Source organism: Myroides phaeus (genome assembly GCF_009799805.1).
Taxonomy (GTDB): Bacteria; Bacteroidota; Bacteroidia; order Flavobacteriales; family Flavobacteriaceae; genus Flavobacterium; species Flavobacterium phaeum_A.
Window position 1 is genome coordinate 2,633,282 of the sequence record NZ_CP047050.1, and the last position, 22,816, is coordinate 2,656,097.

Annotated in this window: 20 protein-coding genes; 7 read left to right on the top strand and 13 right to left on the bottom strand. The window is 32.0% G+C overall.

Annotated elements, in window-relative coordinates; translation table 11 throughout:
* Window positions 1–179 precede the first annotated feature (179 nt).
* The 5 genes from GQS07_RS11765 to GQS07_RS11785 form a co-directional block, all read right to left on the bottom strand.
* The gene (locus tag GQS07_RS11765; RefSeq protein ID WP_158210985.1) at window positions 180–479 is read right to left on the bottom strand and encodes a thioredoxin family protein; all 300 of its coding nucleotides are present in this window, start codon (window positions 477–479) and stop codon (window positions 180–182) included.
* 59 nt (window positions 480–538) lie between these two features.
* Entirely contained in the window at window positions 539–1,090 is a 552-nt protein-coding gene (locus GQS07_RS11770) for a hypothetical protein (RefSeq protein ID WP_158210986.1), read from the bottom strand.
* Between the two features lie 54 nt (window positions 1,091–1,144).
* Complete coding sequence (locus GQS07_RS11775) at window positions 1,145–1,408, bottom strand: (2Fe-2S) ferredoxin domain-containing protein (protein WP_090408553.1); 264 nt, start codon at window positions 1,406–1,408, stop codon at window positions 1,145–1,147.
* 233 nt (window positions 1,409–1,641) lie between these two features.
* Entirely contained in the window at window positions 1,642–4,251 is a 2,610-nt protein-coding gene (locus GQS07_RS11780) for a hypothetical protein (protein WP_158210987.1), read from the bottom strand.
* A 24-nt stretch (window positions 4,252–4,275) separates the two neighbouring features.
* Window positions 4,276–5,655: a hypothetical protein gene (locus GQS07_RS11785; RefSeq protein ID WP_158210988.1), complete on the bottom strand. Its 1,380-nt coding sequence runs from the start codon at window positions 5,653–5,655 to the stop codon at window positions 4,276–4,278.
* A gap of 651 nt (window positions 5,656–6,306) precedes the next feature.
* Between GQS07_RS11785 and GQS07_RS11790 the strand changes: the two genes are divergently transcribed.
* Window positions 6,307–7,377, top strand: a complete 1,071-nt coding sequence (locus GQS07_RS11790) for a DUF3810 domain-containing protein (protein WP_158210989.1) — start codon at window positions 6,307–6,309, stop codon at window positions 7,375–7,377.
* Here GQS07_RS11790 and GQS07_RS11795 read toward each other — a convergent pair whose 3' ends face one another.
* The 4 genes from GQS07_RS11795 to guaA all read right to left on the bottom strand — a co-directional run bounded on the left by GQS07_RS11795 (window position 7,378) and on the right by guaA (window position 12,902).
* On the bottom strand, window positions 7,378–8,685 hold the full coding sequence (locus GQS07_RS11795) for an NAD(P)/FAD-dependent oxidoreductase (protein ID WP_158210990.1): 1,308 nt from the start codon (window positions 8,683–8,685) through the stop codon (window positions 7,378–7,380). It lies immediately after the preceding gene.
* 325 nt (window positions 8,686–9,010) lie between these two features.
* The gene (locus GQS07_RS11800) at window positions 9,011–9,235 is read right to left on the bottom strand and encodes a DUF3820 family protein (RefSeq protein ID WP_090408560.1); all 225 of its coding nucleotides are present in this window, start codon (window positions 9,233–9,235) and stop codon (window positions 9,011–9,013) included.
* Window position 9,236: 1 nt separating this feature from the next.
* Window positions 9,237–11,303, bottom strand: a complete 2,067-nt coding sequence (locus GQS07_RS11805; RefSeq protein WP_158210991.1) for a LysM peptidoglycan-binding domain-containing protein — start codon at window positions 11,301–11,303, stop codon at window positions 9,237–9,239.
* Window positions 11,304–11,375: 72 nt separating this feature from the next.
* Window positions 11,376–12,902: a glutamine-hydrolyzing GMP synthase gene (gene guaA, locus GQS07_RS11810; protein WP_158210992.1), complete on the bottom strand. Its 1,527-nt coding sequence runs from the start codon at window positions 12,900–12,902 to the stop codon at window positions 11,376–11,378.
* 247 nt (window positions 12,903–13,149) lie between these two features.
* On the opposite strand from guaA, the gene gltS reads away from it, so the two are divergent.
* Window positions 13,150–14,355, top strand: a complete 1,206-nt coding sequence (gltS, locus tag GQS07_RS11815; RefSeq protein ID WP_158210993.1) for a sodium/glutamate symporter — start codon at window positions 13,150–13,152, stop codon at window positions 14,353–14,355.
* Window positions 14,356–14,803: 448 nt separating this feature from the next.
* Here the strand turns inward: gltS and GQS07_RS11820 are convergent, their stop codons facing one another.
* Together GQS07_RS11820 and ettA are read right to left on the bottom strand one after the other, a co-directional pair.
* Window positions 14,804–15,538: an MBL fold metallo-hydrolase gene (locus GQS07_RS11820; RefSeq protein ID WP_158210994.1), complete on the bottom strand. Its 735-nt coding sequence runs from the start codon at window positions 15,536–15,538 to the stop codon at window positions 14,804–14,806.
* 72 nt (window positions 15,539–15,610) lie between these two features.
* Window positions 15,611–17,299, bottom strand: coding sequence for an energy-dependent translational throttle protein EttA (gene ettA, locus GQS07_RS11825; protein WP_158210995.1), 1,689 nt, complete (start codon window positions 17,297–17,299; stop codon window positions 15,611–15,613).
* 308 nt (window positions 17,300–17,607) lie between these two features.
* Between ettA and GQS07_RS11830 the strand changes: the two genes are divergently transcribed.
* Window positions 17,608–17,790: a hypothetical protein gene (locus GQS07_RS11830; RefSeq protein WP_158210996.1), complete on the top strand. Its 183-nt coding sequence runs from the start codon at window positions 17,608–17,610 to the stop codon at window positions 17,788–17,790.
* A 214-nt stretch (window positions 17,791–18,004) separates the two neighbouring features.
* Here the strand turns inward: GQS07_RS11830 and GQS07_RS11835 are convergent, their stop codons facing one another.
* Both GQS07_RS11835 and holA read right to left on the bottom strand, forming a co-directional pair.
* Window positions 18,005–18,193, bottom strand: a complete 189-nt coding sequence (locus tag GQS07_RS11835; protein WP_090410321.1) for a CAL67264 family membrane protein — start codon at window positions 18,191–18,193, stop codon at window positions 18,005–18,007.
* 11 nt (window positions 18,194–18,204) lie between these two features.
* Window positions 18,205–19,209: a DNA polymerase III subunit delta gene (holA, locus tag GQS07_RS11840; protein ID WP_158210997.1), complete on the bottom strand. Its 1,005-nt coding sequence runs from the start codon at window positions 19,207–19,209 to the stop codon at window positions 18,205–18,207.
* A 56-nt stretch (window positions 19,210–19,265) separates the two neighbouring features.
* Here holA and GQS07_RS11845 point away from each other — a divergent pair, with 56 nt between their 5' ends.
* The 4 genes from GQS07_RS11845 (at window position 19,266) to GQS07_RS11860 (ending at window position 22,808) form a co-directional block, all read left to right on the top strand.
* The gene (locus GQS07_RS11845) at window positions 19,266–19,718 is read left to right on the top strand and encodes a type I restriction enzyme HsdR N-terminal domain-containing protein (protein ID WP_158210998.1); all 453 of its coding nucleotides are present in this window, start codon (window positions 19,266–19,268) and stop codon (window positions 19,716–19,718) included.
* A 10-nt stretch (window positions 19,719–19,728) separates the two neighbouring features.
* Window positions 19,729–20,736, top strand: a complete 1,008-nt coding sequence (locus tag GQS07_RS11850; RefSeq protein WP_158210999.1) for a glycosyltransferase family 2 protein — start codon at window positions 19,729–19,731, stop codon at window positions 20,734–20,736.
* A 71-nt stretch (window positions 20,737–20,807) separates the two neighbouring features.
* Window positions 20,808–21,647 carry a flagellar motor protein MotB gene (locus GQS07_RS11855; protein ID WP_158211000.1) on the top strand — a complete coding sequence of 280 codons (840 nt, stop codon included), beginning with the start codon at window positions 20,808–20,810 and terminating at the stop codon, window positions 21,645–21,647.
* Between the two features lie 216 nt (window positions 21,648–21,863).
* Window positions 21,864–22,808, top strand: coding sequence for a metallophosphoesterase (locus GQS07_RS11860; RefSeq protein ID WP_158211001.1), 945 nt, complete (start codon window positions 21,864–21,866; stop codon window positions 22,806–22,808).
* Window positions 22,809–22,816 lie beyond the last annotated feature (8 nt).

Sequence of the window (22,816 nt, forward strand, 5' to 3'; positions counted from 1 at the left end):
GACAATTTTAAATACTAATTTTAACAAATATAAGGAATTAAAAATCATTTTTTTATCACAAAAGTTATATTTATTATAAATACATTATTAATATAGAAGTAAAAACTAATACGTATAGGTATTAAAAAAAATATAAAAAGGATTATTCAGGGCGAATAATCCTTTTTATAATACAATTTCTAAATTACTTGTAGTATTTCTTGCAATATCTTTTGAGGAGAAGGTAATCCCCCTTGTCTCCATATAATATCTCCTGCAGCATTAAGTAAAACAAGTGTTGGTACTGAACGAATAAAAAACTCTTCTACTAATTCTCTATTAACATCAATATTTATTTTCTCAACCTCAACATTTAAATTTACTATCTCGGGTTCAAGTTTTACCATTGTCTCTTTTAACATTCTACACGGTCCACACCAATCTGCATAGAATTGTAATAATATTGGTTTATTTAAACTATTAAGTTCTTCTACTGTCATGTTCTCGAAATTTACCTTAAAAGTAAGCAAATTAAAATAAGTCTTTTTACTTTACAATTTTACCAAGGTGTTTTATTCGATTCTATGGAAGTAGTTAAATCAAAAACAACCTTAAATACTCCATCACTATCAACACGCTTTAAGTTGTAAGTAAATTCTTTATCTGAAAGTGTAACCCACCATACATTACCTGCAATACTTGGAATTAAATTAGCTGTAAATTGATCGGCAGGAAAAAATTGCGTATCAACTAATCCTTGATTTGTAGCTGTTCCCCCATACATAGTAACCTCATCGGGCATTCCATTTTCTTTTCTATGGTCGTGTTTTAACTCTAAACGTTCGTCTTTTAAACTAAAAACCCACGTACGGGATAAATCATCTCCAACAAAAAAGGGTACTTTTACTATTCCTTTCTCACATAATATCACCTTCATCACTAATTCCTTATCTTGAAAGTCTTTCGGAATTGGATTACTTATTATTTGTCCTTTATACGACTTTCCACAGTGATTAGCTAAATTCTTTAAAAACACTTCTGAATTAACTGATTGTGCTTGACTCAATATACTAACAAAAAAAAACAGTGTTAAATAAACTACTCTATGCATATCTATTGATTTTAAATTTAAGCTAACATACTTGAAAAAAGCGATCTAACAATTTTATGCACTAATATATTTCTCAAATATCTTATTCGCTTTCTTCTTCGTAACTTCTTTCTTATACTTATCGTGAGCAGATAAATAAACCACAGGAGCACTTTTACACATCCCTTGGCATTTCATCTTACAAATGCTGTAATTATCACTCATACCATTTTCCTCCAATAACTCTTTGAAACAACTTTTTGCTTCATCGTTATATCTACAACATTTTTTTCCGTCACAAACGAAGATTGTTCTCTCTCCTTTCTTAACTTTACTCATCGTATTAGAATTTGATACAAATATATCTATTTTTATCTATTCTAATTAAAAGTTTAGTAAAATTATATTTCTCCTATAACAACACTATTTAATACTTAACTACCTTCATTTCTAATTGATTTCGCATAACTCTACATTATATAATAATGGCTACAAACTAACGTATATACAAAAAAAGAAAGGTCACCTCTAATTAGAGATGACCTTTCTACATAAATCAAATGCTTAAAATTTTATAATCCTTCTTTAATTTGTTCTATCATTTCTGAAATAATTGACATATATAGGAAACCTTCGTATGAAACACCTTTATCCCTACTATCAGTTCTTGGAAAACCTGTTACTTTATCAAACGCACCTTCAGAAGGAGTTTGACCATTCATTACTATAACAGGATAATCTTTCATTGCATAATATACATAGCCTGATCCATTTACTTGTGAATATTTAAAATCTACTCTTTCACTTAAAACAATAAAATTATCAGAAACCACATTACTAAAGTAAAATCGACTATATCCTGCAAATATTTTTTTATCTTTTAAACTAATACTTCTGATTGCCTCACCTAAATTAGGATTACTTGCACTTAAATATTTTGGATTTAAATACCTATGAGTACTCTCTTTTTTAGTTATCCCCATTTCATAGACTCCGTTATCACTATTGACCAACCTAGATTGATAAGTCCAACTTGGACGAAGATTATCATTTGGATAAAACTTTTGCCCAACATTATTTATCCAAGAACCTAATCTGGACGTATGCTGATCTGGACGTTGATAAGCACCGCTAAAATATAACAAAGTTATTTTTTTCTGTTTAACCAAATCCACAAACACATCTATAATCTCGGAACCAGAACTATTACGAGCAAAAGGATCACCATAAAATATATCAAAAACAACAATATCTATTTCATTGTTTAAAATATATTGTTTTAAAGCTATTGCTTCATCTTGAATTGACAAACCTGCTGCTTGTGTTCTTCTACTAAAAGCATTTATCCCCAATACTGCAGCAATTTTTCCTTTAGGTCCAAAATTTTCGGTACTATAAACTTGATTAAAATGAATAGGTAAAGAATAACTTCCGTAATGCAATATATTAAACATTCTTAACCCCGCATTAATTGTAAAATTACAAACTTCACTCTGCTCAATATTTTTATATATTGAATAATTATAAGGTGTACTTGCATTAGGATCTCCTCCGAATTCACCAGATGGCACTAAAGTTACTTGTACTACTTTACCTTGCTCTTCTACTTTAAATACACCACTTGCTGTAAATGAAACACCACTATTTGATAGATCTTTTGTAGCAATTGTATAAGGTCCTGCAATTTTTACTTTTACCTTAATATCAATTCCAAATTTCTCAACAGGAAGAGGTTTTGCAACTGGGTAATTTTTACTTCTAAGAATAATATTACAATTCTCAATTTCATAATCAACTGCTGGTTGTTCGAAATCAATTCTAAATGGTTTACATCCAGTTAAATCTAAAGCTGAATTTGTTTCAAAAGTAAATTCTGTAGAGTCTAATGTAAAAGGTATAACCTTACTTTCTGGTCTTAAAACAACTTCAGTAATATTGTCTTTATCTGCATCAAATGTAAAATTATGTTCATCAGATTTAAAAATAAATCCATCTTTTGAAACCATTTTTAAAGATGCTTTACCTGGTGATAAAACCTTTACAGGTACTCTAAGAACATTTCCTTTTACATCTATTGCACTTCCTTTTACAAATTGCCCTTCTTTTTCAATATTTACACAAATTGGTGTTAGTTTAGTTGGTTCAACCTTTGCATAAATATGTGTACCAACAGGAACACTACCTTGTGTACCAGAATTAGTTTTTATTGGAATTTCAAAACCTTTATTATCAGAAGGGAGATTCGACACAGGTATTCCACTTGCTCTTAAAACAGCAATATTATCTCCAAGTCTTGTAAACTCTCCTTCACCATATAGAGATACTCCATTAACTCCATCTCCTAATGATTCAATTATATATTTCCCAATTCCAGTTACATTTACTCCTATTTCAACTGTATTTAAATTAGTTGTATTTACTCCTAAATATAAAGGCCCCTTTACCTGGTACTCTTTAGGGATAATCGTAAACTTTGTAGCTGCTTTTTTTACATACTGCTTATTATCACAAACCAAGACCTCAGTACCATTTAAATTAACTACAAACGTATCTCCTTGATTCAGATCATCATATCCATCAATAGGAGTTCCTTGACCAATAATAGCTACTTCTATTGTACCTTTACTTAGAAACGTACCTGTAGTAGAAAAATAATATCCGTTACTCTTTCCTTCTTTTCTTGAGTAAACATCTATTTGATAGGTACCTACTTCATTAATTTTAACCGGTACAGTAACTTGTACATTCTGCCCTGTTATAGGAGTACCTGCTACAAATTTAAAATCATTTGGCTTAGTAATTTGTAACTGATCACAGATACCATTAAACTCTATTTTAGCGGGAGGTAATGTACCACATAAGCTCACCCATTTTTTAGAAATAGCAGTATAATACTCTACACAATCATTATCTATATTAAAAATTGCTAATCCAGTATCAACACTATTATTTACATCAACATTAATTCCATTTCTCTCTGCCGTTGTCATACGAGGAAGTAAAAAACCTTTAGCTTTACTTTCTAATTCTAAAATAGAATTACTCTTTAAATTACTTGGTTGAACTTCTGTTTTATCCGAAATCTTTGTACCTAAATTCTTACCATTTTGTGCAAAAGAAACATTAAAAACAAAACATAATAACAGAAGTTGTATTATTCGATATATATGTATATTTTTCATTGTATATTTATTTTTAGTAAATACCTACTTATTTTTTAATTGTTGTATTTCTTGTCTTAGCAATTCTATATCTTTTTCATATTGCTTCAACTTAGAATTAAGTTCTATTGTATGCAAAAACAACTCCTCTGTTTTCTCTAACAATTGAATACTTAATTCAGAAACATTAAAAGAATATCCTTTTTCATTCTTCTCTAAAGCATCAATCGGTGTAATTCCAGGTAAATGACGATTTGTTGTTATATACTCTTCTACTACATCTAAAGCATTGAAAGAATATTCAGGTTTAATTAGAGATTCACCATCAAAATAATCTTCAAAAACATAATCGGCATAGTAACTGTTAGTTGCTGTAATGGCTCCTTTTATTCTAAGTGCCTCACCTCCAATTGTAGATTTCTCATCATAACCAATACCAACCCATTCCGCATTTGTAAAAACATTTGTACTTCTTGTATTTGCTTGTACTATATCTTCTTTCTCTTTTGACAACCAAGGAGTTTTTACAACTCCTGATATATTAAACGTATGTGTACGTCTTTTTTCATCTGTATAAGCAATAGTACTCATACCCTCATCATATTCAAACTTGGTTAAAGTTTGAAGATTTTCTATAGGCAATTTTAAACCTATACTATTTGTTGTTCCCTGCTCATTTGTAAATAGCAAAGCTGCATCTCCTTGTGAATAGACTAAAGAAGTAATTGGTGTTTCTCCAACAGACAATAAATCTTTCACAACAACATCTTGCGTCAATCCTTTTTCATCTTTGTATGAAATCACAGGAATTCTTTCTTCTATATCGATAATTGGTAAGTCGTTGTCAATTGGTCTATCTGTTTGCACTATTAACTTAGAACCATCTTTTAAATGCCATATATTACGCAACTGAACATCTAATTTTGTAAGTGTTTGATGTTTTTTTACTAATTCAGGCATTTTAATAGACAATGTATCAACATTAGGTTTAGCACTATCTGGAGTGTATAAGAAGTTATCTGATAACTTCCCATCAGCACCTAATTGATTAATAAACTCAGGCAATTTTTGTCCTTCTAATAAAGTTCCCTTATCAACATCTGTCAAAAGCTTAATCCACTTTGAATTTGCTGTATCTACTTCATCTTTTTTCCAATAATAAAACCCAGGTGTCAAGCCATTAGCTGTATTCGTATTATAAACTAATAAACTTTCAGGCATCATACCTCCTCCTTTAATAGTTTTAATGTCTTTTTCATTTTCCAGAGACACTTTTGGTATTAACACACCTTTATCTGAAGAATGAATATGCAATATTGCAGATTGATCAGGCAATGGAATACCTATTCCAATTCCTCCTTTTTCTTGTGCTAAGGCTATCGCAGTATAACCAAACACAAATAGTGTAAGTAATATTCTTTTCATGCTGTTTTTATTTACTATCATAATCTTATCAAATATACAAACAGCACATATATTTAACTTAAAATAGCCAACAAAAACATATTATTTACAATACAACATATATTATTTTGGTTATTTTCTAAATTTTAACAAATTATAAATATATTTAGTTAACCACACAAGTTTTTGAATGAATTAAATTCTACCTTGTTGTGAAATACAAAAAATAAATGCACTTTATTTTCAATTCCTGCGAATAATTACAACATAATACATAAAATAAATACGAAATAAGCAATATAAATCAAAAGAATAAACAAAAGAATAAATTATATTAAATCAAAATTTTAGAAATGTCTATTTTACGGTAAAAAAATATTATACTTTTTTGAAATTAGTAACAAATTAGGAGTCAACTTTCATAACTGAAATAAACTAAAAATATGATTTCAACAGTTATTTTCATTTCTATTACTTTAACAGAAGTATCTAAATACATCAATTATCTTTTTTACTATACAAGTCATTCATACTTATGAGTTCACGCTCCTTTTTAAATAACTTTTTATTGGCATTAAATAAAGTTGCTCTTACCCTATCTTAACTTTGTACTTCATTTTTGATACTTATAACAAATACACTTACTTTTGTTTTTGTAAAATTACATTCCTTATGAAATTACGTTATTGGATACTTTGTTTAATCTTATTCCTTATTGGTATTCAAAGCATCACGCTTTATCCTAATATCATCGAATCATATTACACAACGGGATTTTATAAATATTATAGTGCAATGTGGGACTCCATAACGCATTGGATACCCTTTTCTATTGGAGATTTGCTTTACCTCATCGCAATTCTTCAAATTATAAAGAGTCTAATAATCGTATTTAGACGTAAGAAAGAATGGAAAATAAGGGTGAAAACAATTGCAGTTGGAACTATTAAATTCTCTATTACTTTTTATATATTGTTTACTATAGGCTGGGGATTAAACAATTTCAGACCTTCTTTGCATTCACAACTTAAAATAGCACAAGGATATGACAATACAGAGCTTATAACGCTTACTAAACGCATTATTACAGAAACGAACACAATTCAGTTGTCTTTGACAAATGATAGCCTTAAAGCGGTCAATAATCAATTTACAACAGAAGAAATACTGGGAGATGCAAAAATTGGTTTACAACAGATTGAATCAACATTTAACTTTGGCAATGTTCCTACCTCTATTAAAGAGTCGCTTTTTAGTAAGCCTCTTACTTATATGGGATTTTCAGGATACATCAATCCGTTTACTAATGAAGCTCAAGTAAATTACTTAATACCCAAAACAACAATGATCGTTACTGCTTCTCACGAAGTTTCTCATCAATTGGGATATGCAAAAGAAAGTGATGCTAATTTTGTTGGGTTTATGGCAGCATACCATCACCCGAATGAAGTATATAGATATGGGGCAAATATCTTCGCTTTGAGATACTGCCTATCTAATATTGCAAAAAATGAACCAGATGAACTTGAAGAACTCCTTAGTATGCTCAATACAGGTGTAATGGAAAATATAAACGAGAATACTATATTTTGGAATTCTTACAAGAATATCACTGATTCATTTTTTAAACTTTTTTACAGTAATTTTTTAAAAATAAACAACCAAAAAGAAGGTATTCATTCTTATAATAAGTTTGTTGACTTATTAATCAATTACGATAAACTATATGCTTTATATGAGTAGTTAATCTTCATTATGATCTTTGAAGCTCTCCTCTGTTTTACGTTTAAATGGTCTTACAATTAAACGCGCTTGTCTGTCAAACATTAAATAGTTATATAACCAGTTCCAGAAAACAACTAATTTGTTTCTAAATCCAATTAATGACATTAAGTGAACAAACATCCATACAAACCAAGCGAAGAATCCGCTAAACTTAAACTTAGGTAAATCTACAACTGCTTTATTACGTCCGATTGTAGCCATTGATCCTTTGTCATTGTAAACGAAAGCTTTCAACGGTTTACCATCTCTAAGGTTAATTAAGTTATTTGCTAATAATTGCCCTTGCTGAATTGCTGGTTGTGCCATCATTGGGTGTCCTATTGGCGTTTTTTCTGTCATCATTGTTGCAACGTCACCAATAGCAAAAATATCAGTAAAACCTTCTACTTGGTTATACTCATTCACCTTAATTCTGTTACCTCTTTGAATTACAGTAGAGTCAAATCCATCTACCGCAGCTCCCATAACTCCTGCTGTCCAGATTACAGTCTCAGCTGTAAATGTTTTACCAGATTTAGTAGATACAACTTTACCGTCGTAATCTGTTACAATCTCGTTTAACCAAACATTTACTCCTAATTTCTCTAAAAACTCTTGTGCTTTTTTAGATGAATTATCAGACATTGCGTCTAACACCTTACCTGCCCCTTGGATAACGTTGATTTCCATTTTACTTAAATCTAAGTCTGGATAATCTTTAGGCAACACTTGCTTCTTCATTTCTGCTAATGCTCCAGCTAACTCTACTCCTGTAGGTCCTGCTCCAACAATAACGAAATTCATCAATGCGCGTTGCTCTGTATCTTCTGTAGTCAATAACGCAGACTCAAAGTTCTCTAATACTAAACTACGAATGTTTAACGACTGAGGAATTGTCTTCATCGCCATACTATTCGTCTTAATTGCTTCGTTTCCAAAGAAGTTTGTTTTAGATCCTGTAGCAATTACAACATAGTCATAAAAAATAGTACCAATATCAGCTACTACCTTTTTATTGACTGTGTCAATACGTTGTACATTCGCTAAACGAAAGTATATCTCTTCAAAACCTTGTACTACTTTACGAATTGGGTACGCAATAGACCCAGACTCTAACCCTCCTGTTGCTACTTGGTATAACAATGGTTGGAAAGTATGGTAGTTGTGCTTATCTAACAACACAACTTGGAAGTTTTTATTCTTAAGCTTTTTTGCTAAAGCTAACCCTCCAAATCCTCCACCGATGATAACAACACGTGGACGATTAGAAGTAGGAATATTCATCATAATCAATCGAATTTACACGACAAATTTACAACATATTATTGTTATTCGCATTTTTCACATTCGTTCTACCCCTGCTTAAAGCCTTGTGATAATTGACACAAAGCAAATAATATTGTCCTTTTTTATCATTTTGACAATTTGAATTAATCAAATTATAGAATTTTTACTTCTAATGCTAAAAAACAAGCTATTCTGTTTTTTTTACAATTTTTGTTATTTTTCTGTTACAACCTTTAGATCACTAAGATTTAACGGAAAATATCTATAAAAAAAAAGATAAGTCATTATAAACAACTTATCTTTCTCTTTTTATACTAATAACCTTTTACTTAAAGTTATTGCGAATATTTCTTATCATTGGCTCTAAGCCGTTTAATTTCAACTCATAAACCAATGCTAATTGCTCTCCTAACTTTCCTTTTGGAAATCCTTTGTTGTGATACCAAACCACATAATACTCCGGAAGATCTATCAGATACTTTCCTTCGTATTTACCAAAGGGCATTTTTGCGTGAGCTAACTCTATTAAATACTTTTGATCACCAAGCATATTACAATACTTTCACTGTTAGATCATCGCTATACTGCATTAAGTAAACACCTGTGTTTCTAATTGTTCCTTCAGGATTTCTACTATAGATAAAGCGATTCTCTACTTCTTGTGTTTTTTGTCCTGCTGTTTTCAAGAAACCATCTTTTTGGAACATTCTCAAAATAACATCTAAAGTAACATCATATCCTCGTGTAGCAAATCTATTTGGATACACGTTATATTTATCCTTGTATTCTTTTGCAAATTCTGACTCCATTTTAGACTCTTCACTATCTCTTGTTACAGATGGGAATGTGTATTTTAAATCTACTAATGTTTGTATTTTAATTTCACTGTAATCAAATATATCATTCTTATCAAACGAAGCTACTTGAACATTGAAATCTCGTACTTTATTTTTCAATTTATCAGTTAATAGTAAAGCTGATGCAATACTATTAGAATCCAATATAAACACATTGTTTTGACTTGAAACTAATGTTTTATCAACATCCTTAATCAAGGTTGTACTAATTACTTTTACATTAGGATAATGTCTTTGCATAAACTGTTTTGTCGATGTCTTTTTATCATCTACAACCACAGTTACTTTAGCACCACTTCTGATAAAATGATCTAATAATTGGCTCTTTAATACATCGCTATAAGGCATAGTCTGCACCAAGCGATTAGACGCTGTAGCTTTCTCATTTGACAATGGAGAAATTACAACCACTTTATCATTCGGCAACACTTTTACAGCCTCATCAACATTCGCTTTAAAGAAAGGCCCAATAATAACATCTGTATCGTCAAAGTTCTCTGTTTTAAAAATACTCTTTACAGAAGAACTATTCTTTGTCTCATTTGAATCATACACATTAACTGTTAATGGCAGACCTAAATTCTTAGCATAGTCAATTGCCATTAAAGCTCCTGTATAGAAATCCAATGTTAGGTTTAAAAAACCATCAGACTGTAATCTTGTATCTAAATCAATACCTGCTTTATTGGCATTAAAAGGCAACAATAAAGCTATTTCTTTTCTATTTGAACGAACCACAGAAGTTGAAAAATCAACATATCCTCCCGTACTAACACTTGCTTGTGGAATATCAAAATCTACTTTTGACTCTTCTTTTTTCACAGCAGGAGTACCATCAGTAGGAATAATCAATTCCATTCCACTGCGCAATCCTTGATTTAACTCTGGGTTTTGTTTAACTAAATCAGTGATAGAAACACCGTATTGTTTACTAATACTATATAACGTCTGTTTAGGCTCTACAATAATAGTTGTCGTATTACTTGGCGTAGGCTTAGCTTTACCAGCAGTAAGTTCTACTACCTTTTCACCAGCTTTATATCCATAAGCAGGCACCTTTATCTTTTGACCACTCTTTAAACCGTCTTTCAATTCTGGATTCAACTCCAATAATCGTTGCACAGTAGTATTATTAATCACAGCCAAACTATACAAAGTAGCTTGTGGTTCTACGTCAATTGTTTTAAAGTAGATATTATTAATATCTTTAATAGTATCTGCTGTAGACGAAGGTAACTTAGCAGGAATACGCTTAGGTTGTTGATTTGACACAACTACCTCTTTACTTTCAAAAATTTGTTTTTTAGAAGTATCAGCCGCAGCAATATAAATAGTGCTTCCTGATTTCAAACCACCATCTTTTAAAGATGGGTTCCAAGTGTATAAATCAGTAACTGATACGCCATATTTTTTACTAATACTATAAAGCGTTTCTTTAGGTTGAACAGTATGTGTATCTGCAGAAGCAGGAGACACAGCTTGTTTAACCGTTTCTTTTTTCAGTGGATTTGAACTTTTATTACTCTCCTTTTCTAAAAATTCTTTGGTGGGGATTAATAAAAAGCTATTTTCATTTATACCACTCTTAGCATCTGGATTATATTTCAAGATTTCAGATACAGGAACCTGATTCTCTCTTGCAATTTTACTAACAGTATCCCCCTTATTCACTCTGTATTGAACAAAAGATCCCTGTTGACCAAAAGATGCAGTAGTAGTAAAAACAAACGCCGTTAAGGCTATAAATAATTTCTTTTTCATGTAGCAATATGAATTTATAAAAAACGATAAGTCGCTGCAACAAAGTTACAGCGACTTATTCAAATATTTTAATTATTCCCACTCAATTGTTGCAGGTGGTTTTGAACTAATGTCGTAAACCACTCTATTTACACCTTTTACTCGGTTAATAATTTTATTAGAGATTTCCATTAAGAACTCATAAGGTAAGTGAACCCAGTCAGCAGTCATACCATCTGTAGAAGCAACTGCTCTAAGTGCTACAACTTTTTCATACGTTCTCTCGTCTCCCATTACACCAACACTATTTACAGGTAATAAAATAGCTCCAGCTTGCCATACTTGGTTGTACAATCCGTGCTCTTTTAATCCTTCTACGAAAATAGCATCAACTTCTTGTAATAAGCGAACTTTCTCTTGTGTAATATCTCCTAAAATTCTAATTGCTAATCCAGGCCCTGGGAAAGGGTGTCTTCCTAACAATTCAGGATCAATTCCTAAAGAAGCTCCTACTCTACGTACCTCATCTTTGAAAAGCATACGTAAAGGCTCTACTATTTTCAACTTCATAAAGTCAGGTAATCCACCTACATTGTGGTGAGATTTAATAGTAGCAGAAGGTCCTTTTACAGAAATAGACTCAATAACGTCTGGGTAAATAGTTCCTTGTCCTAAGAAAGTAGCATCTTCAATTAATTTTGACTCTGCGTCAAAAACATCGATAAACGCTTTACCAATAGCTTTACGTTTTTGCTCTGGATCTTCTAATCCTGCTAATGCAGTCATAAAAAGGTCTGTAGCATCAACTCCTTTTACGTTCAATCCCATTCCGTTGTATTGGTTTAATACACTTTGGAACTCGTTTTTACGTAATAAACCATTGTTTACAAAGATACAGTGTAAGTTCTCTCCGATAGCTTTGTGTAATAACACAGCAGCTACAGTAGAATCTACTCCTCCAGAAAGTGCTAAAACTACTTTCTCATCTCCGATTTTATTTCTTAAATCTTCAATTGTTTCCTCTACGAAAGCATTAGGTGTAAAATCTTGTTTTACTCCTGCGATATCTACTAAAAAGTTTTTCAACAATGTAGCTCCATCCGTTGAGTGATAAACCTCTGGGTGGAATTGAATTGCATACGTTTGCTCTCCTTCAACTTTGTACGCAGCGTTAGTAACGTCTTTTGTACTTGCTAAAAGAACAGCATTAGTAGGTAAAGTTTTAATAGTATCACTGTGGCTCATCCACACTTGACTGTTTTGAGGAATGTCTTTAAAGAAAACGTCTTCAGCTATAAAATCTAAATTCGCTCTACCATATTCTCTTGTATTAGATGGTGCAACCTCTCCTCCAAAGAAATGAGCAAGATATTGCGCACCATAACACACAGCTAATAAAGGCATTTTTCCTTTAATATTAGACAAGTCAGGGTGTAACGCTTCTTCCGAGCGAACTGAATAAGGACTTCCTGATAAAATTACTGCTTTGTAAGCTGATAAGTCCTGTGGTAAATCATTAAAAGGTAAGATTTCGCAGAATATATTTAACTCACGAACTCTTCGCGCAATCAACTGAGTGTATTGCGATCCAAAATCTAAAATAAGTACATTGTGTTGCATGCGCAAAAATAGTTATTTCAACCGTATCTAAAAAAAGATTTTTATATTTCTTTCAATTTGGTATAATATATGTATTCTAAAGCTTGAAGTTCTTTTTAACAAGAGAACCTGAAAATAAATACTAATTTTTTAATTTTATGGTAATTATACATCGTTTTCTATTATTTTACAATCTCGATTAGTTATATTTGCCTGTCAAAGAATTTATTTTCTTCACTTAATTATTTACAAAAAAACTTATCGTTATATGGAATTCGGAATATACGAAACGCTTATGTTGGCCTGTTTAGTGCTTTTATTAGGTCGTTTTTTGGTTCAAAAAATTAATTTCTTCAAAAAATATAACATTCCAGAACCCGTAGTTGGGGGGTTCCTTGTAGCTTTACTCAGCTGGGGTGTATTTGCATTACTTGACAAAGAGTTCACTTTTCACGAAGGTCTTCAAAATAGTATGATGTACATCTTCTTCTCTTCGATTGGTCTTAACGCTGACTTTTCTAAATTGATCAAAGGAGGTAAAGCTCTTGTAATATTCTTAGTTATTGCAGCTCTTTTCATTTTATGTCAAAATTCTCTCGGAGTACTGATGGCAAAATTAATGAACATCGACCTTCGATTTGGATTAATTGCTGGTTCTATTACTTTAACAGGAGGACACGGTACTGCTGGTGCTTGGGCTAACGACTTCATGGCAAGCGGAAACCCACTACTGGGAGCAAAAGAAATTGGATTAGCTTGTGCTACTTTCGGTTTAATTTTTGGTGGAACAATTGGAGGTCCTTTAGCACATCGTTTGTTAAAGAAGAAAAACTATACTGAACTAAGCCCTGAGGAAATTGAATTTAGAGAAGAAACTCACGAGATGTCTGACGAAGCTTTCCCTGCAGAAAAAGTAACTTATAAGTCAATTATGATTACGGTAACAATGCTTTCTGTTTGTTTGGTGCTTGGACAAGTATTAGCTGATTGGAATGCACAGTACTCTTTTAAACTACCAACGTTTGTGTGGTGTTTGTTTGTAGGTGTAATCATTAGAAACGTTTTAAGCAACGCTTTAAAAGTTAAAATAAATAATGAACCTGTTGATATTTTAGGGAACGTTGGACTTTCAATCTTCTTAGCTTGCGCATTAATGTCTTTAAAACTTTGGTTAATTGTTGATTTAGCTCTTCCTGTTTTAGTTATCTTAATTGTACAAGTTATCTTAATGTGGTTGTTTGCAGCAAACGTAACGTATAGAGTAATGGGGAAAGATTATGATGCAATCATTTTAAGTGCCGGACATTGTGGATTTGGACTTGGTGCTACATCTACGGCAGTTGCCAATATTCAAGCTGTTACAAATCGTTTCGGACCATCATATAAAGCGTTTTTAATCATTCCAATGGTGGGAGCGTTTTTTATCGACATTTTAAACGCGTTAATATTAAACTTGTTTATTAGTTTCATCTAAGCGAAACTTAAAAAATATATACAAAAGGACTATCGGATGATAGTCCTTTTTTTATTGCCTTATTTCTCCTCAATAGGCATCAATACATATTAGCATACCAGCCTTCTACTTAAATCAAATACAGCACTTATCAACTTCCTATAACTATCTTATACAGCCCCTTTGTATAATCTTTATATATTCTATGTAAACTGCTTGTATATTTTTACATAAAAAGTATACAACCACTATACATAGAGTATACATACATTATACAAGCACTCATATTAAAACATCCTTAAAACTTGTGTAACACCTGTCTTATATATTTTAGTTATTTGAGATGTTTTAATCAAAAAACACTGTAATCCACTTCTCAAAAAACAGCTCCAATGCCCCTTTTCCGTTCACTTTACTCCATAAAAAAAGGATAGCATTACTGCTACCCTTTTACTCATTTAAACTTATTTTATTGCTTATAACGATCTAATAGTCTTTGTAACTTATCTTGAATATCGTCTTCTACAATTCCTCCGTGATAACAAATAATTCTTGTAGGCTGTAGTGATTTGATACGCTCTACTGATGCCAAAGCAGCATCCATATCTAAAGTAAACTGTGGATTAGCAATATTAAACTCGCCTTCCTCTACTACAATTGCATCTGCTGCAATTACGGTTTTACTCGCTGTATCATAGAAAGAGATATGTCCTTTTGTATGCCCTGGTGTAGCCACAACAACTAAAGTATCATTAATCACTTCCTTATCTTTTAAAACACTATCTACCGGGAAGCGTTTAATTGCCTTAAGCTCCTTTACAAAACCTTCCATCATTGGTTTCATTTCTTGCGGAATAAAATTAAGGCTTCCCTCTACTTGTACTAATCGTTCAGCAGGAATTACACCAGCTACAGAATCTGCCTCAGCATCGCTACTGATCACTTTAATAGCTGCATTCTCTTCTTTAAAACAATGTAATCCTTCTAAGTGATCTATATCATCGTGTGAAATAATTATACCTGTTAGATCCGCTATTGAAACACCAAATTTCTCTAACTCTTGTTTGAATTCAGGGTAATTATACGTAAAACCACAATCGATTAAATAGTTCGTTTTATCAGTGAATTTCACTAATGTAGGAGTGAAAATTGCCGGTAGTCCTTCAGGCGATTGTGCGTTGATTTCTAATATTTCTATTCTCATTTATTAATTTAATTGGGGATATTATAAAATAAAAAAAGCATAATTAAATTTATAATTATGCTTTTCTATTCATTAGCGAACTAATTTCTTGTATTTCAATCGAGTTGGAGCAACATCTCCTAATCGCTTCTTACGGTTTTCTTCGTAGTCTGAGAACGACCCTTCAAAGAAGTAAACTTGCGAATCTCCTTCAAACGCTAAGATATGCGTACAGATACGGTCTAAGAACCAACGGTCGTGGGAAATAACAACTGCACATCCTGCAAAGTTTTCCAAACCTTCTTCTAAAGCACGTAGTGTATTTACGTCTAAGTCATTCGTAGGCTCATCCAGTAAAAGTACGTTACCTTCTTCTTTTAACGTCATTGCTAAGTGAAGGCGGTTTCTCTCTCCTCCTGATAATGTAGCTACTTTCTTATTTTGGTCGGATCCACCAAAGTTAAAACGACTTAAATAAGCACGTGAATTCACTTGGCGTCCACCCATCATAATCAATTCTTGACCATCACAGAAGTTTTCCCAGATAGATTTCTCAGGATCAATATTACTATGAGACTGGTCAACGTAAGCAATCTTAACAGTTTCTCCAATATCAAATGTACCACCGTCTGGCGTTTGTTCTCCCATAATCATACGGAAGATAGTAGACTTACCAGCACCGTTAGGTCCAATAATACCAACAATACCAGCTTGAGGCAAAGTAAAGTTTAAATCATCATATAATAATTTATCTCCAAATGCTTTAGCAACATTTTTCGCTTCAATTACATTTGTACCTAAACGAGGTCCATTAGGGATATAAATCTCTAATTTCTCTTCTAATTGTTTTTGGTCTTCATTTAATAATTTATCGTAATTCTGTAACCTTGCTTTTTGCTTAGTTTGACGCCCTTTAGCACCTTGACGTACCCAATCTAACTCACGCTCAAGGTTTTTACGACGTTTAGAAGCTACTTTTTCTTCTAAAGCTAAACGTTTAGACTTTTGATCTAACCAAGAAGAATAGTTTCCTTTCCAAGGAATACCCTCACCTCTGTCTAATTCAAGAATCCATCCAGCAACGTTATCTAAGAAATAACGGTCGTGGGTTACTGCAATTACAGTTCCTTTATACTGTTGTAAGTGTTGCTCTAACCAATGTACAGACTCCGCGTCTAAGTGGTTGGTAGGCTCATCTAACAATAATACATCTGGGTTTTGTAACAACAAACGACATAAAGCCACACGTCTTTTTTCTCCACCAGATAACACGCTAATAGGTGTATCTCCTTCTGGCGTACGTAATGCATCCATAGCAATTGCTAACTTCGTATCAAGTTCCCAAGCACCTGCTGCATCAATTTTATCTTGTAACTCAGCTTGGCGATCCATCAGTTTTTGCATTTTATCTGCATCTTCATAAACTTCTGGCAAACCAAACATATCATTTATCTGATTAAACTCGTCAAGAATAGCTACAGTTTCAGCAGCTCCCTCTCTAACGATTTCAATCACCGTTTTAGTTTCATCTAACTGTGGTTCTTGTTCTAAGTATCCAACAGTATATCCTGGAGCGAATACAACATCTCCTTGATAGTTCTTGTCTACCCCTGCAATAATCTTTAACAAAGAAGACTTACCTGAACCGTTTAAACCAAGAATACCAATTTTAGCTCCATAGAAAAAGCTTAAATAAATATCCTTAAGAACAGTTTTATTTGTCGATGAGTAAGTTTTACTCACTTTCGACATCGAGAAAATTACCTTTTTATCGTCTGACATAAAGTAAAATATATTGAATTTAATGATTACTAACCTACTACAATTCCAAGTGGAATTCCATAGCAGACCAGCCAAAAATAAGATTTATTACTCAGATTAAAAAGCTGTTTTCTATTTTGAGGTTATAATTGTCCTTTAGTACATCTTTTTATGTAAAAATGCGATTTACTTAATCTTTCAACAGAAGATTACTTTCTAAATAATACACGATATATTTTACCGAAATATTAACAAAAATATTTCATAAATCTATTGTAGTATTGTGTTTTAAATAGTAATTTGTAGTCAAAATAAATAAGCTCACAGCTATGACAAATTATTCTCTATTTACAGAAAAAGATTTTTGTGAAAACAATCACGAAAACAACTATTATGATCCATCAATCGACGCATACGTTTGTCCGTCTTGCGAGGCTATTTCGCCTGCGAATTCTATATTCCACGCAGAGGACAAAACAGAAGATGAGTATGAACATCATATTGGAATCTAAAGCAGTGCTTTATAGAATCTTGTAAGCGACTTACTGTGAGACGAGTCGTTTACAAGATTTTTTTTTACCTATATAATATAGCCTTTTAGACACGGCTCAAACGTTTACATTTCAAAACAATTTTCTATTGCTTGTTATTCATTATAGTCTACGCTCAATACTTCACCTTATGGCATAAAAAAAGTCATCTGTTTCCAGATGACTCGTATTGTATTTAAACTCTACCTTTCAATGCGTTAAAGACCCAAGCGATAGCAAAGAAACCAATTCCAACTGCTGTGAAACCCCATCCTGCTATTTCAGAGTATTTGAATGCACCCAAACAGATTAATAGAACTCCCATTAAAATCATAATCAACGTCGCATATCCTAAAATTCTGTTTTTGTTTAATTTGTAAGCCATTATATGTATTTTTAATTAAAAATCTTAACCAACATCTCTTTCAACAAGTCAGCGTGGGGCATTGCTTGAGCTCCTACTCCCTTACTTTTTAAATCAATGTCTTTTAAATGTGCAATAATTGCACTTACTTGTTTCATCTTATAAGTTCTAAAGCCAATTTCATAGTCTTTTATAGCATACTGACTAACCTTTAATTGTTTCATCACATTGGCAGACGACTTGTCTTTTAACCCGTGATATAATAAAAGCTTAGAAAAATAAGAATACACAAGTCCCATTGTTAATACAATTGGATTATTTCTTGTATTCTGAGCAAAGTAATTAGCAATCTTATAAGCTTTTAACTGATTGCGATCTACAATTGCTTTAATTAATTCAAAATTATTAAAATCTTTACTAATACCAATATTTTTTTCAACAACATCTCCAGTTATTTGAGTCCCTTTAGGTAAAATAATAGTAAGCTTATTAATTTCATTTGCAATCTTAGATAAATCTGTACCCAAGAATTCCACCAACATTGCCAAAGCTTTTGGCTCAATATCATACCCAATAGAAGTTAGGTGTTTTTTTAACCATCCTTCAATCTGATACTCCCTTAGTTTCTTACTTTCAAAAATTACACCAGCTTTTTCAATAGCCTTATAAACCTTTTTACGCTTATCTAATGTTTTGTATTTATAACAAAAAACTAATACTGTAGAAGGTTGTACGTTTGCAACATAACTTTCAAGTTGATCTATAGTTCTTACCAACTCTTGAGCTTCTTTAACAATAATAACCTGTTTTTCTGCCATCAAAGGAAAACGCTTTGCATTAGACACTATCTCCGGAATAGTAACATCTCTTCCGTAAAGCACCATTTGATTAAACCCTTTCTCCTCTTCAGTCAATACATTTTGTTCAATATATTCAGATATCTTATCTATATAGTAAGGCTCTTCGCCCATTAAAAAGTATATCGGTGCAGTTTGCCCTGATTTTATACCCTTAATTATCTCTTTAACTTGATCCAAAATATTAGTTTTATTAAATTGCTCAATCCATGTAGAAAAAAAAATATCTTTGCATTATGCAAAGACTTAATTTTCTTTCGTTTGATTTCAGGTTCAAAAATAGTGAAAATAAGCTATCTATTTTTGATGTTATTCGTAAAAAGTTTATACTACTTACTCCTGAAGAATGGGTTCGCCAACACGTTGTTCACGATTTACTATACGTTAAGAACTACCCTATTTCACTAATAAGTGTAGAAAAAGTAGTGCGAATTAACGGAATGACAAAGCGTTACGACGTAGTTGTATTTAAACCCAATGGTGAGATTGCAATCCTAATTGAATGCAAAGCTCCACAAATAAATATTACGCAACAAACATTTGACCAAATAGCTCGATACAATTTTCAGTTGCGAGCCGACTTTTTATATGTAACAAACGGCCTTAATCACTACTATTGTAAGATGGATTATGAGCAAAGTAAATACATATTTTTAAAAAACTTACCCGATTATAAAACTGGGTTATAAGAACTGTATTATGAATAAAAAATTTGCGGTTGTTATCTTAAATTGGAATGGAGAAAAGTTATTAAAGCAATTTTTACCTTCCGTTATAGACAATTCACAACAAGCTAATATATACGTGATCGACAATGCATCTACAGACAACTCTATAGATGTATTACAAAAAGAATTTCCAACGATTAACATTATTGTAAATCAAGGAAACTACGGATTTGCAAAAGGATATAATGAAGGTTTAAAGTCAATCAAAGAACCATACTTAGTTTTGGTTAACTCTGATATCGAAGTTACCCCAAATTGGTTACCTCCAGTGCAAGAGATATTAGATAGTCAACCAGAAGTAGCAATTGTTCAACCCAAGATATTAGACTATAAAAGAAAAACACATTTTGAATATGCAGGTGCAGCAGGTGGTTTTATAGATTCATATGGTTTCCCTTTTTGTAGAGGGAGGATATTTGACACAATAGAACAAGACAATGGTCAGTATAACGACATTACTGATATCTTTTGGGCATCTGGAGCTTGTTTCTTCATTCGTAACGAAGTTTACCAACAATTAGGAGGTTTTGATGAAGACTACTTTGCCCATCAAGAAGAGATAGACTTATGTTGGCGTGCACATAATATAGGACACCACATTAAATATTGTGGATTTTCCACAGTTTTCCACGTTGGAGGGGCTACGCTACAATACCAAAGTCCAAAGAAAACATATTTAAATTTTCGAAACTCACTATTGACATTATATAAGAACTTACCTAAGAAGAGAAAGTTTAGTACAATCTTTTTGCGGTTATGTTTAGACGGTATTGCAGGAGTAAGATATATGCTAATGTTTCAGCCAAAGCACTGTTTTGCTATTGTACGCTCACATTTTGCATTTTACAAGCGTATTTCAAGCTTCAAAAACAAAGTCAGTAAAACGCCAAAATGTGATTATTATAAAACAAAGTCTATAGTAAAATTGTATTATCTTCAGAATCAGAAAGAATATTTTAAAATATTCGAAACAAAATAATTATTCAATCGCTTCTTATTTTGCACGCATTTTGCTATATTTGACATAACAATTCAATCATTTTTTTAATTATGAGAAAAGTATTTTTAGGATTATCAGTTTTAGCTTTAGTAATGACATCATGTGGTACTAAACAAAAGATTGCTGATTTAGAATTAAAAAATAAAGAAGTTCAAGATTTATTAAACACTTGTACTATTAAATTAAATTCTACTTTAGCAGAAAAGAACGCATTAGCAAATCAAGTTGATCACTTGAAAAAGAACACGAATGACTTAATTAGCAATGTAGGTAACTTAACAATGTTATCTTCTAAAGGGGCTGAAAACCTTGAGAAATCTTTAGAAAGCTTAAAAGAGAAAGATTTAAAAATCTCTCGTTTACAAGATGCAATTACTAAGAAAGACTCTGTTACTTTAGCATTAGTAAGAAGCGTTAAGAAAGAAGTAGGTTTTGACGATCCGGACATTCAAGTAAACGTAGAAAAAGGAGTTGTTTACATTTCTATTGCTGATAAATTATTATTTAAAACAGCAGGATATGAAGTTAACGATAAAGCTAAAAAAGTATTAGCTAAAGTTGCTGCTATCGCGAAAAGCAAACCAGACTTCGAAGTTATGGTTGAAGGACACACTGATAATGTGCCAATCAAAAACGCTATGATGAGAGACAACTGGGACTTAAGTGTTAAACGTGCAGTTTCTATCGTACAAGTATTACAAAGTGATTTTGGTTTAAACCCAGGTCAATTAGTAGCTTCAGGACGTGGAGAATATGTGCCATTAGTTGATAATGACAGCGCAGAAAACAAAGCGAGAAACAGAAGAACAAGAATCGTTCTTCTACCAAAAATCGATCAATTCTATGATATGATCGAAAAAGAAATGAAAGAACTTGCAAAAGGAAACTAATTATAAAGCCACTCTTAATTGAGTGGCTTTTTTTATACCCTATCCTTATTTTTCCTACTATACCTCCCTCCACCTCTATTATTACAATTCTATAAGCAAGTATTACTAAAAAGTTACTTTTTAGATACTTTACAAGTTTAATGTCTTTATTTACCCACAATAACAGTCATATATGAATAAATTATCGTACTTTTAGTATTGATATTTAATTTAATTATGAACGGCATAACAACAAACTTTACCAACTTTGATATCATTGGAGATATTCACGGTCACAGTAACGATTTAAAACAACTTTTATCAGCTTTAGGATACACCACTTCTAATGGCTATTTTCAACATCCTGAAAGAAAAGTACTATTTATTGGAGATTATATTGACAGAGGAGTTAATGTAATTGAAGTACTTGATATAGTAAAGAAAATGGTTGATAACAATCAAGCCATTGCTCTAATGGGTAACCACGAGTATAACGCTATTTGTTACAACACAAAATCTTCTAAGGGCGAATACCTTCGTCCACATAACAAGAAAAACTTTAATCAACACGCGGTTACAATGGCAGCTTTTATGCAAGACGCTGAATTGTATAAAATGTATATTGAATGGTTTAAAACACTTCCTCTTTTCTTTGAGAATGATAGTTTTAGAGCTGTACACGCTTGTTGGGATGATAAAGGGATTGATGTCCTTAAAAAGAAGTTAGTCAATAATTGTTTAACAGATGAACTATTAGAAGAATCAAGTACTATGGGTACGGAACTTCATTTAGCTGTTGAACACGCTTTAAAAGGAAAAGAAGCGACTCTACCTGAAGGGTTGAGCTTTATTGATAATGATCGTATTTTAAGAACTGAATTCCGTATTAAATGGTGGGAAAACCCTCAAGAAATGACTTATAGCAATATGAGCATACACCCAATCGATAATTTGCCCAATACACCATTTCAATCAGAAGAGAAAAGCTACTATAAACAAGGTGAAAAACCTGTTTTCTTTGGTCACTACTGGATGCCATATTCTGAAAATCAGAAACCTACAGTATTAAAAGATAACGTTTGTTGTCTGGATTTTAGCATCGCCAAAGACGGTAAACTTATCTGTTACCGCTATTCAGGTGAAAACATTTTAGATTCAGCTAAAATTGCTTTTATAAAATAGTAGTTTTT

Coding starts and splice junctions, on each gene's coding strand:
- GQS07_RS11765 (WP_158210985.1), bottom strand. CDS start 479: ATGACAGTAGAAGAACTTAATAGTTTAAATAAACCAATATTATTACAA.
- GQS07_RS11770 (WP_158210986.1), bottom strand. CDS start 1,090: ATGCATAGAGTAGTTTATTTAACACTGTTTTTTTTTGTTAGTATATTG.
- GQS07_RS11775 (WP_090408553.1), bottom strand. CDS start 1,408: ATGAGTAAAGTTAAGAAAGGAGAGAGAACAATCTTCGTTTGTGACGGA.
- GQS07_RS11780 (WP_158210987.1), bottom strand. CDS start 4,251: ATGAAAAATATACATATATATCGAATAATACAACTTCTGTTATTATGT.
- GQS07_RS11785 (WP_158210988.1), bottom strand. CDS start 5,655: ATGAAAAGAATATTACTTACACTATTTGTGTTTGGTTATACTGCGATA.
- GQS07_RS11790 (WP_158210989.1), top strand. CDS start 6,307: ATGAAATTACGTTATTGGATACTTTGTTTAATCTTATTCCTTATTGGT.
- GQS07_RS11795 (WP_158210990.1), bottom strand. CDS start 8,685: ATGATGAATATTCCTACTTCTAATCGTCCACGTGTTGTTATCATCGGT.
- GQS07_RS11800 (WP_090408560.1), bottom strand. CDS start 9,235: ATGCTTGGTGATCAAAAGTATTTAATAGAGTTAGCTCACGCAAAAATG.
- GQS07_RS11805 (WP_158210991.1), bottom strand. CDS start 11,303: ATGAAAAAGAAATTATTTATAGCCTTAACGGCGTTTGTTTTTACTACT.
- guaA (WP_158210992.1), bottom strand. CDS start 12,902: ATGCAACACAATGTACTTATTTTAGATTTTGGATCGCAATACACTCAG.
- gltS (WP_158210993.1), top strand. CDS start 13,150: ATGGAATTCGGAATATACGAAACGCTTATGTTGGCCTGTTTAGTGCTT.
- GQS07_RS11820 (WP_158210994.1), bottom strand. CDS start 15,538: ATGAGAATAGAAATATTAGAAATCAACGCACAATCGCCTGAAGGACTA.
- ettA (WP_158210995.1), bottom strand. CDS start 17,299: ATGTCAGACGATAAAAAGGTAATTTTCTCGATGTCGAAAGTGAGTAAA.
- GQS07_RS11830 (WP_158210996.1), top strand. CDS start 17,608: ATGACAAATTATTCTCTATTTACAGAAAAAGATTTTTGTGAAAACAAT.
- GQS07_RS11835 (WP_090410321.1), bottom strand. CDS start 18,193: ATGGCTTACAAATTAAACAAAAACAGAATTTTAGGATATGCGACGTTG.
- GQS07_RS11845 (WP_158210998.1), top strand. CDS start 19,266: ATGCAAAGACTTAATTTTCTTTCGTTTGATTTCAGGTTCAAAAATAGT.
- GQS07_RS11850 (WP_158210999.1), top strand. CDS start 19,729: ATGAATAAAAAATTTGCGGTTGTTATCTTAAATTGGAATGGAGAAAAG.
- GQS07_RS11855 (WP_158211000.1), top strand. CDS start 20,808: ATGAGAAAAGTATTTTTAGGATTATCAGTTTTAGCTTTAGTAATGACA.
- GQS07_RS11860 (WP_158211001.1), top strand. CDS start 21,864: ATGAACGGCATAACAACAAACTTTACCAACTTTGATATCATTGGAGAT.